Origin of the sequence: Streptomyces sp. NPDC049915, from assembly GCF_040656475.1 — a bacterium.
In the GTDB taxonomy this organism is placed as follows: Bacteria; Actinomycetota; Actinomycetes; order Streptomycetales; family Streptomycetaceae; genus Streptomyces.
In genome coordinates this window covers 96,837-113,362 of sequence record NZ_JBFAMH010000002.1, presented here as the reverse complement: position 1 = coordinate 113,362, position 16,526 = coordinate 96,837, and the positions used below count along the sequence as shown (strand labels likewise).

The window sequence follows — 16,526 nt, the reverse complement described above, 5'->3', positions numbered from 1 at the left end:
AACAAAAGGACGGTCGCCGCGCGGCTTTGCCGGCGGCGCCGTCGTTGTGACTCCGTCATCGCCGGGCGCCAACGCCCCAGCCACGACGGTGGACTATCAGCGCGCATACGCGTCGACCCCACCAAGGCATGCAAGAAAAACGACAGATGGAATCCGCACCCTCTGTCATGACCCCCACACGCTTCAACAGCGATCCGCGAAGGTTCCCGCAGCCGAAGTGATCTACGACACGGGATAAGAGCTGACGTGACGTCAGCTTCGGGTGGCAAGTCGACAAAGAACTGAAAGCCGTCCATACGGTCACACTCGAGGCGGCCAAAAGCCACACATGACGCATCGTCAAGTAATCGTCTAGACTCTCCCATCTGATCGTCACAACTTCATAAATACTTCATGCGTGGACTGGGTGTGCCGAACGTGTGATCGTGTGCGCGCCCATGCCCATTCCGCCTGGTCCACACGGGAGTAGATCGCCGCCGTGTCCGCGCCGCATCGTTTTCTCAGCCCCTTCGTGCGCACGCGCACCAGGCTGGCTGTCACCCTCGGCCTCGTATTGGCCGCTCTGACCGCAGCCCTGTTGCCCTGGTGGCAACCCGACGACGCTCCACCACCCGAAGCCGGTAGAGCCACCGATGCACGGCCGGCCTCGACGGGTCCGCGGGACGAGAAGTCCGCGCAGGCCGAGGCCAGGCGCACCGGCAAGCAGGTCCTGATCGACACCGCGACCACCGCGACGTCGCAGACCTGGGCGCTCCCCAACGGCAAGCTGCGCACGCGGATGACCGCGACGCCGACCCGGGCGAAGACCGCGTCGGGCACGTGGGCGCCGATCGACAACCGGCTGCGCCGGGTGAACAACGCCCCGCGCAACCTGGGTGTCCAGCCCGTCAACGCCGCCCAGCCGATCCGTTTCTCCAGCGGCACCAAGGCCGCGCATGCGGACCGTTCCTTCGCCCGCAGCCCGCTGGCCGAGGGCCCGAAGGACACGGTGCTGGCCGAGGTCGACATCGCCGGGCACACCGTCGCCTACACCTGGCCCGGCACCCTGCCCGAGCCCGTCCTCGACGGCCCCCGCGCCCTCTACCCCGAAGTCCTCCCCGGCGTCGACCTGTTGCTGGTCGCCCGTGAAGAGGGCGGCTTCGCCCAGCTGCTGATCGTCAAGAACAAGGAAGCCGCGCAGTCCAAGGCGCTGGCCACCCTCTCCTACGGTCTGCGTTCCGCCACGGCCGTCTTCCACCACGACCCGGCCGCCGGCCGCATCCTCGTGCAGGACAAGGCGGGCAAGGAACTCGGCTCCATCCCGACCCCGTTCGCCTGGGACTCCGCCGGCCGCGACCCGGAACTGGACGAGGGCAAGGGCAGCCCCCGCACCTCCACGGCCACCGCCTCGGACGTGCTCAAGCTCTCCGGCCTGACCGGAATCGAGCCCGGCGCCCACAGCGCGCCGATGCCCGTGAAGCTCGACGGTGACGGCACCGGCACCACCGAGCTCGACCTGAACGCCGCCGAGACGGGTCTGTTCACGAAGGCGGACACGAAGTACCCGGTGTTCGTCGACCCCACCCTCAACAGCGCCTGGCTGGCCTGGACGGTGGCCTACAAGCCGTACCCGAACTCTTCCTTCTGGAACGGCACGAACTTCTCCTCCGGGACCTCCGACGCCCGCGTCGGCTACGAGAGCGAGACCGGTGGCACCGCCCGCTCGTTCTGGCGGATGAACTACAGCACCAGCCTCAAGGGCGCGACGATCTCCTCCGCCAGCTTCAAGGTGCTCAACAACCACTCGTGGTCCTGCACCACGCGTGAGTTCCAGTTCGCCATCACCGGCGCGATCTCCTCCGGCACCACGTGGAACAAGCAGCCCAGCTGGTCCACCGTGCAGCAGAAGAAGTCCTTCGCCCACGGATGGTCCTCCACCTCCTGCCCGGACGAGTACGAGGACTTCAACGTCAAGGACGCCGCCCAGAAGGGCGCCGACAGCGGCTGGTCGAACATCACCTTCGGCCTGCGCGCCACCAGCGAGTCCGACGTCCAGACCTGGCGCAAGTTCAAGGCGACGTCCGCCACCATGGAGGTCGTCTACAACCGGCCGCCCTCCGAGCCCACCGGCGGCAAGACGACGCCCGGCGGCACCTGCTCCGTCGGCGGTTCCGGCCCCACGGTCGGCAAGACCAACATCGTGCTCTCGGCCAACGCCAAGGACGCCGACGGCAACCTGAGCAAGCTGCGCTTCCGCTTCTGGAAGACCGGCGGCACCGTCCCGGCCGGCACCCTGGTCAGCCCGTCCTCCACCGGCACCGCTACCCTCACGATCCCCGCCACGTTCCCGCTGGAGGACAAGGCGACCTACTCGTGGGACGTGCGCGCGGAAGACTCCGGCGGCCTGGTCTCCTCCTACTACCCGCCCGGCACCGACCCCTGCCGCCTCAACGTCGACGCCAGCGCCCCGCCGCAGCCCACCGTCGACAGCGACGTCTTCCCCGAAGCCACCCCCGACGGCCAGACCTGGGCCACCGTCAAGTTCGGCGGCAAGGGCCCGGTGACGTTCACCTCCGAAGGCGCCGCGAAGTTCCGCTGGTCGATCGAGGGCAACAACCCCGTCGACGTGACCGCCACGAACAACACCGTCACGCTGAGCACGTTCACCCCGGCGCACGCGGGCCCCAACACCCTCCAGGTGTATGCGTACGACGCCTCGGGCAACGCCAGCAAGCGCACCGACTACACCTTCTACGTCCCCCCGCGCGACCAGGCCGACGGCCCGATGGACGCCACCGGTGACGCCAAGCCGGACCTGATGATCGTCAACGCGGACGGCAACCTGCGCAACTGCGTCGGCGGCGACGACGGGGACCTGTACAACTGCCTCACCGCCTCCTACGACGCCGACAAGAAGACCGACCCGGCCGGCCACTGGTTCGACCCCGCCACCGGCAAGGCCGCCCTGATCACGCACTACCAGGACACCTACCCCGGCGACGGTTCCACCGACCTGTTCTCGGTCTCCCCCGACGGCCACTTCTACCTCTACCCCGGCGACGGCTACGGCAGCTTCGACGTCACCCAGCGCCTCGAAGTCCGCCTCCCGTCCAACGCCCCCGCGCCCTCCACCTGGACCCAGATCAAGGCCGTCGGCGACATCACCGGCGACAAGCTGCCCGACCTCGTCCTGCGGGCCGGCGCCGAGTTCTGGACCCTGTCCGGCTACACCGGCGCCACCTTCCAGACCGCCACGCAGATGAACGCCGACGCCTGGGCCCGCCGCGAGATCGTCAACGTCGCCGACATCAACGGCGACAACACACCCGACCTGCTCTGGCGCAACCTCGACAACGGCAACATGTACGACCGCCAGGGCAAGCCCGGCTCGGTCGCCGGCAGCGTCGACCTGGAGTCGCTGAAACTGGCCGCCAACTCCCTCACCGGCAAGGACGAGGCGTACGGCACCAGCTGGACCGACGTCAACGTGCCCACCGTCATCGGCATCCCCGACGTCAACAACGACGGCATCCCCGACATCTGGGCCCGCCTCGCCTCCGACGGCTACACCCGCATCTACCACCCCTCACGCACCAACACCAACGCACCCGTCCGCGTGGTGCTGTCCGTGAACTGGAACACGGTCAAGGCCTTCGGCTGATCCAGGGCTGAGCCACCCGCACCGACCACCGGGCCCCGGCCACCCCTCCAAGGGGTGGCCGGGGCCCGGCCGTCCGGCCGGCGCGGGGAGCCGCGCCGCTCAGTGCACCCGCAGCAGCAGCACCGACCGGCCCGGCACCGTGATCGCCGTGCCCGCCGGGTGTGTCACCTCCGGCGCGTGCGCCTGCTCCTCCCGCGCGGTGTCCACGACCACCTCGTACCGCTCCGCCCACGGCGGCCCCGGCAGCACGAACTCCACCGGGCCCTCCCCGGCGTGCAGCACCGCGAGGAAGCTGTCGTCGAGGATCGGCGCGCCCCGCTCGTCGCGGCCCGGGATGTCCCGCCCCGAGAGGTACATGCCGAGGGTCGCGGCCGGCGCGTACCAGTCCCGCTCGGTCATCTCGGTGCCGCGCGCGGTGAACCAGGCCAGGTCCCGCAGCCCGTCCGCCGCCTGCGGCCGGCCGGAGAAGAAGGCACGGCGGCGCAGCACCGGATGCCGGTGGCGCAGGGCGATCAGGCGTGAGGTGAGGTCGAACAGCGCCTTCCAGCCGGGTTCGTCCAGCAGCCGCCAGTCCACCCAGCCCAGCTCGCTGTCCTGGCAGTAGGCGTTGTTGTTGCCGCGCTGGGTGCGGCCCATCTCGTCGCCCGCGACCAGCATGGGCACACCGGTGGACAGCAGCAGTGTGGTCAGCAGGTTGCGCAGCTGCCGTCTGCGGAGGGCGAGGATGCGGGGGTCGTCGGTCTCGCCCTCCGCCCCGCAGTTCCAGGAGCGGTTGTCGTCGCTGCCGTCCCGGTTGCCCTCGCCGTTGGCCTCGTTGTGCTTGCGCTCGTAACTGACCAGGTCGCGCAGCGTGAAACCGTCGTGCGCGGTGATGTAGTTGACCGAGGCGTACGGCCGCCGCCCCCCCCAGGCGTACAGGTCGCTGGAGCCGGACAGCCGGTAGCCCATCTCGCGCACGTCGGGCAGGGCGTGCCGCCAGAAGTCCCGCACAGCGTTGCGGTAGCGGTCGTTCCACTCCGTCCACAGCGGTGGGAAGGCGCCCACCTGGTAGCCGCCTGAGCCCACGTCCCACGGCTCGGCGATCAGTTTCACGCGTCGCAGGACCGGGTCCTGGGCGATGACCGCGAGGAAGGGGGACAGCATGTCGACGTCGTGCATCGAGCGGGCGAGGGCGGCGGCGAGGTCGAAGCGGAAGCCGTCCACGCCCATCTCGGTGACCCAGTAGCGCAGCGAGTCGGTGATCAGGCGCAGCACATGCGGCTGCACGACGTGCAGGGTGTTGCCGCAGCCGGTGTAGTCGGCGTACCGGCGCGCGTCGGACTGGAGGCGGTAGTAGCCGCGGTTGTCGATGCCCTTCAGGGAGAGCGTCGGGCCGTACTCGCCGGCCTCGGCGGTGTGGTTGTAGACCACGTCGAGGATGACCTCGATCCCGGCCGCGTGCAGCGCGCGCACCATCCGTTTGAACTCGCCGACCTGCTGACCGGTGGTGCCGGAGGCGGCGTAGGCGGCGTGCGGGGCGAAGTAGCCGATGGAGTTGTAGCCCCAGTAGTTGCGCAGGCCCCGCCGGAGCAGATGGTCCTCGTGGGCGAACTGGTGCACCGGCAGCAGCTCCACCGCGGTCACGCCGAGCCGCGTCAGATGCTCGATCGCGGCCGGGTGCGCGAGCCCCGCGTAGGTGCCGCGCAGCTCCTCGGGGATGCCCGGGTGCAGTTTCGTGAAGCCGCGCACGTGCAGCTCGTAGATCACCGAGTCGGCCCACGGCGTCTTCGGGCGCCGGTCGTCGGACCAGTCGTCGTCATCGTGGACGACGACCCCCTTCGGGACGTACGGCGCCGAGTCCCTCTCGTCGCGGACGGTGTCGGCGACGTGCTGGTCCGGCCAGTCGCGCACGTGCCCGTACACCTCCGGCGGCAGCGGGAACTCTCCGTCCACCGCCCGGGCGTACGGATCGAGCAGCAGCTTCGCCGGGTTCCAGCGGCCGCCGGTCCAGGGGTCCCAGCGGCCGTGCACCCGGAAGCCGTAGCGCTGCCCGGGCAGCACGCCCGGCACGAAACCGTGCCAGATCTCGTGCGTCAGCTCGGTCAGCTTCAGCCGCGTCTCGACGCCGTCGTCGTCGAAGAGGCACAGCTCGACGCCCTCAGCGCCGCCCGCCCACAGGGCGAAGTTCGTCCCGGCCACCCCGTCCGGGCCGACCCGGACGCGGGCGCCCAGCGGCGTGGGCGCACCCGGCCACACGGGCAGGCGCTGCACCCCGTTCACAGCGGCTGCCGGGCGCCCCTGCTCAGCGGCGCGCCCTGCCGTCACCGCCTCCTGCTCGGCTGCGCTGGACACCGTTCAGCCTCCCGCGGCTCATGGCGAGACCCGTTCAGGGCGTACGGCGTCCCGCACCGTGCTCCCCGTCGTGTCGTCGTCCTCCCCACAGTTCTGCCCAGACCGTGGCTCGCACTCACGTTTCCCCGGGGCGGCCCCGCTCGTTGTCCTGCTCGTGAGGCACGTACACGGGCGCGCGCGGCGCGCGGGGGCCGCGCTGGCCGCCGTATTGACATGGGCAGGACTGCTGGCCGGGGCCACCGGCTGCACGTCGGACGGCTCCGGCGGTCCCGGCGGGATCTTCGGTAAACCCGGCGCGTCGGAGGACGCCATCCGCATCACGCCGGACGACGGCAGCAAGGAGGTACGGCCCGAGCGGAAGCTGCGCGTCACGGTGCCCGACGGCCGGCTGGAGTCGGTCAAGGTGGTGGCCTCCCAGGACGCCCAGGACACCCCGGTGCCCGGCCGCGTCTCGGCCGACGGCCTGACGTGGCGCCCCGACGACGACCGGCTCGCCCTCGCCGCCCGCTACACCGTCGACGCGGTCGCCGTCGACGGCGACGGGGACCGCTCCGCCCGCCACGCCACGTTCACCACCTACGTCCCCGGCGAGCGCTTCATCGGCTACGTCACCCCGGAGAACCGCTCGGTCGTCGGCACCGGGATGATCGTGTCGATCCAGTTCAGCCGGGAGCTGGAGAACCGGGCCGCCGTCGAGCGGGCCATCCGGGTGCGCGCCGAGCCGGGCGTCGAGATCCGCCCGCACTGGTTCGGCAAGGACCGCGTCGACTTCCGCCCCGAGCGCTACTGGCAGCCCGGCACCAAGGTCACCGTCGACCTGGCGCTGCGGGACGTGCAGGGCGCGCGCGGGGTGTACGGGCTGCAGTCCAAGTCGTTCTCCTTCACCATCGGCCGCAGCCAGATGTCGCTGGTGGACGCCGCCGACCACACCATGGAGGTACGCCGGGACGGCGAGCTGCTGGCCACCGTGCCGATCACCGCGGGGTCGCCGAAGAACACCACCTACAACGGGAAGATGGTGGTGATGGAGATGCTCGAGGTCACCCGCATGAACGGGGCCACGGTCGGCTTCAAGAAAGACGACGGCAAGGGCGAGTACGACATCCCGGACGTGCCGCACGCCATGCGACTGACCGACTCGGGCACCTTCCTGCACGGCAACTACTGGGCGGACGAGGACGTCTTCGGCCGGACCAACGTCAGCCACGGCTGTGTGGGCCTGCGCGACGCCAAGGGCGGCGGCTCCGACACCCCGGCAGGCTGGTTCTTCGACCGCAGCCTGATCGGGGACGTCGTCGAGGTGGTCAACAGCAAGGACAAGACGGTGGCTCCCGACAACGGCCTGGGCGGCTGGAACCTGGGCTGGACCGAGTGGAAGGCGGGTGGCGCGGTGCGCTGAGCGCGCCCGGCCGGGAGTTGGGACGGAACGGTGACATTCCGAGCCCGTCGGCGCTCCTGACCGGGCAGTTAATATGCGCCGTATGCGCGCACGACGCGCGGGGCGTGTGGGCCTGACAGGGCCCGGGGGAGGGAGAAACAACTTGAACATCCGGCCGATATCGGGGGCATCGGTTGCGGGGCGCGGGCGGGGTCGCGCGGGGCTTGCGCTGACCGCGGGCGCCCTGCTGTTCGCCGTCACGGCGTGCGGCGGGGGCGGGGGCTCGGACACGGAGGACGGCAAGGGGGGTGACGCCTCGGCCGCCGCGAGCAAGCAGTCCGAGGCGGTCGTCACCGTCGCGCCCAAGGACGGCGCCACGGCCGTCGACACCAGCGGGGCCCTGAAGGTCAGCGCGGCCAAGGGCAAGCTGACGGAGGTCATGGTCAAGGACGCCAAGGGGACGAAGGTCGACGGGGCGATATCCGCCGACGGCTCCTCCTGGACACCCGCCACGCACCTGGCCGCCGCCACCCGCTACCAGGTGCACGCGGTCGCCAAGGACACCGAGGGCCGTACGGCGGCCGAGGACTCCGCGTTCACCACGCTGACCCCGAAGAACACCTTCACCGGCACCTTCACTCCGGAGGACGGCTCCACGGTCGGGGTCGGCATGCCGTTCTCGCTGCGTTTCTCGCGGGGCATCACGCACCCGCAGGACGTGGAGAAGGCCATCAAGATCAAGACCGAGCCGGCGGTCGACGTGCAGGGCCACTGGTTCGGCAACGACCGCCTGGACTTCCGTCCCGAGCACTACTGGAAGTCGGGCACCAAGGTCACCGTCACGCTGAACCTGGACGGCGTCGAGGGCCGCGCCGGCGTCTACGGCAAGCAGAAGAAGACGGTGTCCTTCACCATCGGCCGCAACCAGGTCTCCTACGTGGACGCCAAGAAGCACACCATGCAGGTCACCCAGGACGGCAAGGTCGTCAAGACCCTGCCCGTCACCACCGGCAAGCCCGGCTACGACACCTGGAACGGCCAGATGGTCATCAGCGAGAAGCTGACCGTGACCCGGATGAACGGCGAGACGGTCGGCTACGGCGGCGAGTACGACATCAAGGACGTCCCGCACGCCCTGCGCCTGACCACTTCCGGCACCTTCCTGCACGGCAACTACTGGGGCGGCGACGCCTTCGGCAACTACAACGCCAGCCACGGCTGCGTCGGCCTGCGCGACGTGCGCGGTGGCTACGACAGCTCGGTGCCGGCGGCCTGGTTCTTCAACCACTCGCTCATCGGCGACGTGGTGGTCGTGAAGAACTCCCACGACGCGACGGTCGCCCCCGACAACGGCCTCAACGGCTGGAACATGCCGTGGGCGGAGTGGACCAAGTAGTTCCGCGGACGAAGCGGGCCCGGTGCTGTGACCCCACGGCACCGGGCCCGATGTCGTTGGCGGACCAGGGCCCCGGCCGGGTGTGAGCGACCGCACCCCGCCCGTTGCCGTTAGTCCCCGTTAACCTGCTGGCATGACCGTACATCTCGAAGTCGCCGAAGGCGTCGGCACGCTGCGCCTCGACCGCCCGCCGATGAACGCGCTGGACGTCGCCACGCAGGACAGGCTCAAGGAACTCGCCGAGGAGGCCGGCCGCCGCGACGACGTGCGCGCGGTCGTCGTGTACGGCGGCGAGAAGGTGTTCGCGGCGGGCGCGGACATCAAGGAGATGCAGGCCATGGACCACACGGCGATGGTCCTGCGCGCCCGCGCCCTGCAGGACGCCTTCACCGCCGTCGCCCGCATCCCCAAGCCGGTCGTCGCCGCGGTCACCGGCTACGCACTCGGCGGCGGCTGCGAGCTGGCCCTGTGCGCCGACTACCGCATCGCCGGCGAGAACGCCAAGCTCGGCCAGCCGGAGATCCTGCTCGGCCTGATCCCCGGCGCCGGCGGCACCCAGCGACTGTCCCGGCTGATCGGCCCGTCCAAGGCCAAGGACCTCATCTTCACGGGCCGCATGGTGAAGGCCGACGAGGCGCTGACGCTCGGCCTGGTCGACCGGGTGGTGCCGGCCGCCGACGTGTACACCGAGGCGCACGCGTGGGCGGCGAAGCTGGCCCAGGGCCCGGCCATCGCGCTGCGCGCGGCGAAGGAGTCCATCGACACCGGTCTGGAGACGGACATCGACACGGGCCTGGCCGTGGAACGCAACTGGTTCGCGGGCCTGTTCGCCACCGAGGACCGCGAGCGGGGCATGAAGAGCTTCGTTGAGGAGGGCCCGGGCAAGGCGAAGTTCCTCTGAACACACCGAGGCCCGGACAAGTCGGAGTGCTGCTGAACACACCGTCAAGCACTTGCAATTGACGTCGCGTCTGATCCGGGGTCCCTCGATGGGGCGGTTTATGGGAACCTTTGGGCAACCTTAAGCCTGCCTTGTCGAGGGAGCCTGTCGATTGCCTCCGGTCGAGCCGTCGCCGCAGGTCAGCAGGGGTGCGGCGAACCCCGAAATGCCCAGCGCATATGCCGGTCGCAAGTAGTGGAACGGGAGCGTCCGGGGGGCGTATTCCAGCAGAACGGCCCCCGACGCCCCCTGGGGCGGCCATGATGGGGGCATGGCGGGGCTGGAGGGCATCGAACAGCCGCGGGGACACGGCCGTGCTGTGGCGGCGCGCTGGTCGCCTGCGGTGGAGGACGAACGGGCGCTGAAGGCACTGGAGTTGTTCGGCAACCCGGCGGAACACGATGTGCCGCTGCCGTCCCGCCCCGAGTCCGCGGCCACCGCGCGCCGGCTGACCCAGGTGGTGATCCTGCGCCACTGGGGTCTGACCCCCAAGCTCGCCGAGGACGCCGTCCTGCTCGTCTCCGAACTCGTCGGCAACGCGGTCCGGCACACCGGCGCCCGCGTCTTCGGTCTGCGCATGCGCCGGCTGCGCGGCCGTATCCGCGTCGAGGTCCGCGACCCCTCCCGCGGCCTGCCCTGCCTGATGCCCGTCCGCGAGACCGACGTCAGCGGCCGCGGCCTGTTCCTGGTCGACAAGATCGCCGACCGCTGGGGCGTGGACCTGCTGCCCCGGGGCAAGACGACGTGGTTCGAGATGAGGGTGGGGGACCGCTGACGAGGACGCGACCCCGTGCCCTGTGCCCTTCAGGGAGTGACGGCGGCCTGTCACTCGGCGGACCGCACCAGGGTGGGGCCGCGGACGTCCCGCGGCGCCCGGGACATAGGCGAGCCAGCGCCGTTCGTCGCACGCGCAGAAGGTCTCGCCCCAGGTGTCCACCCAGATCCTGACGTCGTGATCACCGGTTCGTGTCAGGCCCCCGGCCCAGCCGCGGAGTTCGGACTCGGGATCGAACCGGTAGAGCCACTCCTGAAGCTCCCACGAGCCTCCGCCGATGTGGGCCCTGCACCGCTCCACGCCCCGTTCGGCGAAGCCGGGGAGTGGCACGGGCGAGTCGTGTCCGCAAGCAATCGCGAACCATCTCCGAGTCCCCGTCAGCTCCCGTTCGACGGTGTGGGGAACGACGTCCTGGGCGCGGGGGCAGCCCAACCTCTACACCGCTGCGCTGGCGAAGTATCCGGGCCGAGTGCTCCAGGGATGCCTCGACGAGGCGACGGGCAGACTTTTGCGGGTCTGTCGCGCGCGTTCGGAGATGTCACCGTTCCAGGAGTCAAGCAGCAGTCCATGCGAGCCAGCGCTCCACCGCTTCACGTGTGGGCGGAGTGATGGACGTGTTTTCGAGCAGGCTGACACCCATCGCTCTGAACGAGGAAATACGGTGGGGATTCCGTAGTGCGACGACGTCTGTCCATTCCTGCCCTTGTGTGCCCTGAACTACGACATCACCCGTTCGCGACAGCATCAGGAACTCGGGGTGCCCCCACCCATGCCCCGTCACGTGTGCTGCCGCTCCTGATCCAGCCAGATCCCATTCGGCACCCAAGGCCACGCGCGCCCACCAAGTGTCGCCATGTCGGTCGGGGTCGGGAACCGCCAGAAGGAACTCGGGGCGCCCCGTCTCGAACAGGCCTTGGTGCGCACTCAGCATGTACCACTCGTGGTTCACCCGCTGCTGGAAGTCCTGCGCATTGTTCTCCACACTGACGGCCCACTCGTCTCCATCCGCTGCCGTCGAACTGGCATAGGCCGCAAGGCGGGGCGGCAAAAGGCAGGCATCGCGGTCCGCCGTTCCCAGGTACTCCAGTCCCGCGTTTGCCAGTGCCCGGGTCAGCTCTGCTTCAGTCATGTCGTGTCCTGTTTCCCTGGTGGTGGGCGGCGGGGCAGCTCACGTCCTCTTCGCCCAAGGGTAGGGGATGACCTGGTCATAGTTATGAGAGCCGTCCGCGCGACGGCCGAAGTAGGCAATGTTGCCGTTGCCGTCGACCATGACGCGAAGCTGACTGAACGGGTCCCCGTTGTCATAGATGGGAGATCCCGCCCAGCGTCGACCGGCCCGGGAGTTCCCACCACGGTATACATCAGGAACTCGCGCCCGAGCAGGTCCGGTCATCCGCTGAGGATAGTTCGGATTTCGCGCCAATTCGTTCACCAGATCATGAACGTCCTGTGGTGTTTCGAGCCATGCTTTACGGTCCGCATTGCCCTTTATGCGGTCGTTAATTGCCTCCGGTGAATAATTCTCATCGGGCACCCAGTTGCTCGGCGTCGGCTCCACTTCGCCGCATTGCGGCGCCAGACCGAACGGATCACTCCAGGTGCTGGGATTGTGAGGATAGCTGAAAGGGTTGTCCGCAGGTGCCAGACCAAGTGGGTCCTGCGAGCAATATCTGCCCGTATCCGGATCGTAGTATCTGAAGTAGTTTTGATGCAGGCCGGTTTCTGGATCAAAATACTGTCCAGGAAAACGAAGCGGTGTGTATGCGGTGCTGTCGGAGGCCCAAGCCGTCGTGCCCCACAGGGTGGAACGCATGCGCCAGGCGATGTGGCCGTCTTCGTCCACCAGTTCCGTCGGTGTCCCGATGAGATCGGTGACGATGGCGTAGAAGCGCTCGTCCATCTGCTCTTGCGAGGCGTGTGCCACGCCCATGCGTTCGGTCTGGGCCAGCGGACGCCCGTCAGAGTGATCCCATGTCACTGTCACAGGAGCGGTATGCGCACCGCCCCGGCTCGTCTGTTCGCAGAGTGTGGCGTTGTCCCAGGCGAAGTCCACCCGCTCGACGACTGTTGTTCCGTCGTCGGCCAATCGCTCCTTGGCGATGCGCCGTCCCAGCGGGTCGTACCGGTAACGCCATTCCGTTCCATCCGGAGTGATGACGGAAGTCAGACGGTCCTCAGCGTCCCAGTTGTATCGCCAGGTCTCGGGCTTACGGGACAAGCGCTTCTTCTGGCGCAGAACGAGGCGCCCGGCTGTGTCGTGCTCGTAGCGTATGCCGCCGGCTCTGATCACTTGCATGCCGAGGTAGTGCCGCGCCCCCTGCGCTTCCGGAACCGGATGAGTAGCCGGCCAGGACGCGTCCGTCTGGTTTCCGGCCGAGTCGTAGGCGTACCGCTCGCACCATCCCTGAGCCTGCACGCCCGTGACCCGGCCGGCAGCGTCCAGCTGGAACTCCTTGACGCGACCGTTCCCCAGAGTCTCGTGGGTTAGGTATCCGTCGCCGCGGTAGCGGTAGCCACGCTCCCGGATCAGTTGGTCCTGCGGCCCTGTGACGATCTGACACTCAATACGCCCGAGCCGGTCATAAGTGGAGCTGAAGGTGATGTTGTCGCCGACCCTGCGCGTCACTTCTCGCCCGACGGCGTCGTACTCAAAACGGAGCGTGCGCCCGGCAGTCCTGAGAGTGACGCCTCTCCCGGTCACGTCGTAATCCCAGGTGGTCACTGCACCGGACGGAGTGGCGCGACGTGTCCGACGGCCGAGCCGGTCGTAGGCATTGCTGATTGAACGGGCATCTGCACCCTCGACGCTGAGCGACTCGGACACGAGACGTCCGTTGGCGTCCCACGTGCGTTCAAGGACAGTCTCGGGAGTAGCCGCGCGAGTCACACGTCCGGCAGCGTCGTAAGTGAAGTGCGTGATCCGTCCGGCGGCGGTCTTGCATGTCACTCTGCCGAGCTGATCGCAGTCGTAACGAATCACCTCTCCCAGAGGGGTCAGACGCTGTACCAACTGCCCTGCGGCGTCATGCTCATAACGACAGGTGCGATCATCGAAGTCGGACTCGGCGATCAGGCGTCCGACCGCGTCGTATGTGTAGTTCCAGGTCAGTCCCTGCGGATTGCCGACCTGAATGAGACGGAGTTCGCTGTCGTACGAGAAGTCCAGGCGCATGCCGTCGGGACCGGTACGCGCGGACATGAGGTCGAAGTGTGTGTACTCGACCCGAGAAACGCCTCCGTTGGCGTCTGTGTGCTGGACGCAGTTCCCCTCACCGTCGTAGCTCCAGGTTTCGTGCGAGCCGTCGGCGGCGACACGGCGAATCGGCTTTCCTTCGACCGTCCATTCCCAGTGGGTCACTGCGCCGACCGCATCCGTTACGACGGTTGGGCGCCCGAAAATGTCGCGTTCGCACGCCGTGACCGTCGCCCCGCAGGAGTCTGTCACCACCATGGGAAGCCCCGCCGGGTTGTTGCGCACCCGGGTGTCCCGACCGAGAGGATCGGTGAAGCAGTTGACCGCACCGGTCCCGTCGTGGGCGAAGACTTTGGTGAGGCCATTGTGGTCGGTGCTCTTCACCAGCCTGCCGTGTGCGTCGTATTCGTGCGTCCATCGCGACCCGTCCGGATCTGTCACCTGAGCAGGGAGACCTGAGGGGTCATATTCGCAATGGGTTGTCTCGCCGTCCGGACGGACAACAGTCCTCACACGGCCTTGTTCGTCGTACGTGTAGCGGGTCACCCGCCCCAGGGGATCTCTGAGAGCCGTGAGTTGAACGTTCTCATCCCATTCCTGGGTGGTGGCGTTGCCGAGCGGGTCGGTTTCGCGGATCAGGCGCAGGTGTTCGTTGTGTTCGTAGACGCGGGTGTGGCCGAGGGAGTCGGTGACGCGGGTGGTGCGGGTGGTGGCGTCGTAGTCGAGGGTGGAGGCGAGGGCGTTGCCGGTGCCGCCGGTGGCGATGACGCGGCCGTGGGCGTCGTAGGCGTACCAGTACGTGGTGTTGTTGCGGTCGGTCCAGGAGGTGATGCGGCCTTCGGTGTCGTAGGTGTAGCGCAGGGGCAGGCCGGAGGAGTTGATTTCCTCGGTCAGGTGGCCGTGCTCGTCGTAGCCGAAGGTGAGGATCGTGGTGCCGGGGCGGTCCGGGTGGGCGGGGTCGAGCAGGCGCAGGCCGGTGATCCGGGGCTGGGTGGGGTGGTGGTCGAGGGCGATGTGGTAGCCGCCGGAGTGGACGACAGCGGTGGGGATGTCGCCGCCGCCGTCGGCGTAGCGGATGGTGATGCGGTTGCCGTTGCGGTCCTCGATGTGCTGCAGGGGGAGGTCGACCGCGGTGTCGCCGGCGGCGGGGACGGGGCTGTGGAAGACGTGGGCCAGGCCGGTGTCGGGGTCGGTGACGCGGATCGCGCCGTCCACGTCGGTGTCCCAGGTGAGGGTGAGGCGGGAGCCGGGGGTCAGGGGACGGACGGGGGTGTTGGTCTCGGTGTCGGGGATGGGGAAGCAGAGGCGGGCGCCGTCGGCGGTGGCGTAGACGAGGCCCTTGTCGTCGGCCTGGATGCGCTGGTCGAGGGTGGAGGCCCAGGTGGGGCCGAACCAGCCTCCGTGGCGGTACGACGACAGGTGCGTGCGTTCCAGGACGAGCGGCAGGACGCCGGGCAGGGTGAGGTCGGTGCGGGTCAGGGCCATGTCGCCGGTGGCCACGTCGATCGGGTCCCGGACGAACTTCTTGACCATGTTGCGCACCGAGGCGGGCAGCTTGTCGAAGCCCGGGTTGAGTTTGAGGCGCTCGAAGGCGGCGCAGTTCAGCTTCAGTCCCTTGGCCAGCTTCGCCAGTTCGCCGGGCTTGAGGGCTTTCAGGCCCTTGCCGAGTGCCTTGCCGAGCACGCCGAGGCCGACGCCCATCACGGCGCCCTCGGCGAGGATGCCGGCCAGTTTCTCCGGGTCCTTGAACGCGCCCGGGTCCTCCAGCATCGTGGTGAAGGCGGAGAACTTCGCACCTTCCTTGGCCATCTTCGCCACCGCCGCGACGCCGCGGATCTCCTTGAGCGCCTTCAGCGCCCGCTCCACAGCCCGGATGACCTCCATCACGCCGCGCACCGCCGAGGCCAGGGCCGTGCCCTCGGTCTCGATCCGTCCGATCAGCGCCACGACCTTCGCCGCACGCTCGGTCGCCATCAAAGTCGCCGCCACCGAGGACGCCCCCAGCGACAGCACGTCCAGTGCCAGGCCCGCGAGTTCGTACTCGGCGATCTCCGCCAGGATCACACCGATCTCGGACAGCAGCTCGTGCGCCTTGTCCGCGAACGTGTCCAGCGCCTTGGCGCCCTCACGCAGCGCGTGGGCCATGTCCGTGGCCTGCTTACGGGCCGCCTTCGCCCGCTTGTTGAAGGCCTTGGCGGACTCGCCCTCCCACTGCACGCCGGTCATCGCGGTGCCCGCCGCGCCGGCCGCGCCCTCCAGACCGGTCGCCAGGTGCCGCCACTTCTTGGCGATCTCGCGGATGCCGTCCGGGTCCACCGCCGGATCGGAGATGCCGAGGAACTCCAGGCCGCTGGCGATCGTGTCGCCGAACATGTGGTTGAACTTGTTGATGTAGTGCAGCGGATTGAGGTCGACCACGGCCCGGCTCAGCCCTTCTTGCCGGACTTGCCGGCTGCGGCCAGCAGCACGTCCAGCAGATCGAAGGCGTCGGAGACCTCGCCCATGAACTTGGCCTCCGCCTCCCACTCCTCGTGCAGGTCCTGCGTCAGCTTCGCGAGGGTGGTCATGCCCTTCTCGATCTCGCCCTTCGCACCAAGGAGCGAGCCCAGCGCGCCGAGCGCGCTCAGGTCGTGCGAGGCGGCCTTGAACTCCTGCAACGGCTTCGCCGTGTGATGCCCCGTCCCCCGCAAACCCGACGCCGCCGTATGCAGCGACAGCGCTTCCTTCTTCAGATCCGACATGTCCCCCGGCCCCGACTTTCATTCAGTGCACATGCCAACTGGAAAACATTAGTCGGAGCGGTTCTGGTGGTGGCAATGCGTCGCCCACGAGTAGGCAAAGGGGTATTCGCTTTAGGCCGAAGACGCTCGCGG

8 protein-coding genes and 1 pseudogene are annotated in these 16,526 nt (G+C 68.7%); 5 read left to right on the top strand and 4 right to left on the bottom strand.

The annotated features are described in order from the left end of the window. The first annotated feature begins 478 nt into the window (after window positions 1-478). The gene (locus AB0J12_RS02950) at window positions 479-3,640 is read left to right on the top strand and encodes a DNRLRE domain-containing protein (protein ID WP_363262384.1); all 3,162 of its coding nucleotides are present in this window, start codon (window positions 479-481) and stop codon (window positions 3,638-3,640) included. 99 nt (window positions 3,641-3,739) lie between these two features. On the opposite strand, the gene glgX is transcribed toward AB0J12_RS02950, so the two are convergent. Next, window positions 3,740-5,971: a glycogen debranching protein GlgX gene (gene glgX, locus AB0J12_RS02945; RefSeq protein WP_363262383.1), complete on the bottom strand. Its 2,232-nt coding sequence runs from the start codon at window positions 5,969-5,971 to the stop codon at window positions 3,740-3,742. Window positions 5,972-6,125: 154 nt separating this feature from the next. On the opposite strand from glgX, the gene AB0J12_RS02940 reads away from it, so the two are divergent. The 4 genes and pseudogenes from AB0J12_RS02940 (at window position 6,126) to AB0J12_RS02925 (ending at window position 10,460) form a co-directional block, all read left to right on the top strand. Beyond that, entirely contained in the window at window positions 6,126-7,370 is a 1,245-nt protein-coding gene (locus tag AB0J12_RS02940) for an Ig-like domain-containing protein (protein WP_363262382.1), read from the top strand. Window positions 7,371-7,512: 142 nt separating this feature from the next. Then, window positions 7,513-8,745, top strand: a complete 1,233-nt coding sequence (locus tag AB0J12_RS02935) for an Ig-like domain-containing protein (RefSeq protein WP_363262380.1) — start codon at window positions 7,513-7,515, stop codon at window positions 8,743-8,745. Window positions 8,746-8,878: 133 nt separating this feature from the next. After that, entirely contained in the window at window positions 8,879-9,646 is a 768-nt protein-coding gene (locus AB0J12_RS02930) for an enoyl-CoA hydratase-related protein (protein WP_363262379.1), read from the top strand. A gap of 205 nt (window positions 9,647-9,851) precedes the next feature. After that, window positions 9,852-10,460: pseudogene (locus AB0J12_RS02925) on the top strand (ATP-binding protein). Between the two features lie 553 nt (window positions 10,461-11,013). Here the strand turns inward: AB0J12_RS02925 and AB0J12_RS02920 are convergent. The 3 genes from AB0J12_RS02920 to AB0J12_RS02910 are packed head-to-tail and all read right to left on the bottom strand — an operon-like array spanning window position 11,014 to window position 16,394. Next, entirely contained in the window at window positions 11,014-11,589 is a 576-nt protein-coding gene (locus AB0J12_RS02920) for a hypothetical protein (protein ID WP_363262378.1), read from the bottom strand. A gap of 39 nt (window positions 11,590-11,628) precedes the next feature. Beyond that, window positions 11,629-16,071 (bottom strand): DUF6531 domain-containing protein, encoded by a 4,443-nt coding sequence (locus AB0J12_RS02915; protein WP_363262377.1) that lies wholly within the window; start codon window positions 16,069-16,071, stop codon window positions 11,629-11,631. 8 nt (window positions 16,072-16,079) lie between these two features. Then, window positions 16,080-16,394, bottom strand: coding sequence for a hypothetical protein (locus AB0J12_RS02910; protein ID WP_363262376.1), 315 nt, complete (start codon window positions 16,392-16,394; stop codon window positions 16,080-16,082). Between the last annotated feature and the right edge of the window lie 132 nt (window positions 16,395-16,526).

Coding starts and splice junctions, on each gene's coding strand:
- AB0J12_RS02930 (WP_363262379.1), top strand. CDS start 8,879: ATGACCGTACATCTCGAAGTCGCCGAAGGCGTCGGCACGCTGCGCCTC.
- AB0J12_RS02920 (WP_363262378.1), bottom strand. CDS start 11,589: ATGACTGAAGCAGAGCTGACCCGGGCACTGGCAAACGCGGGACTGGAG.
- AB0J12_RS02910 (WP_363262376.1), bottom strand. CDS start 16,394: ATGTCGGATCTGAAGAAGGAAGCGCTGTCGCTGCATACGGCGGCGTCG.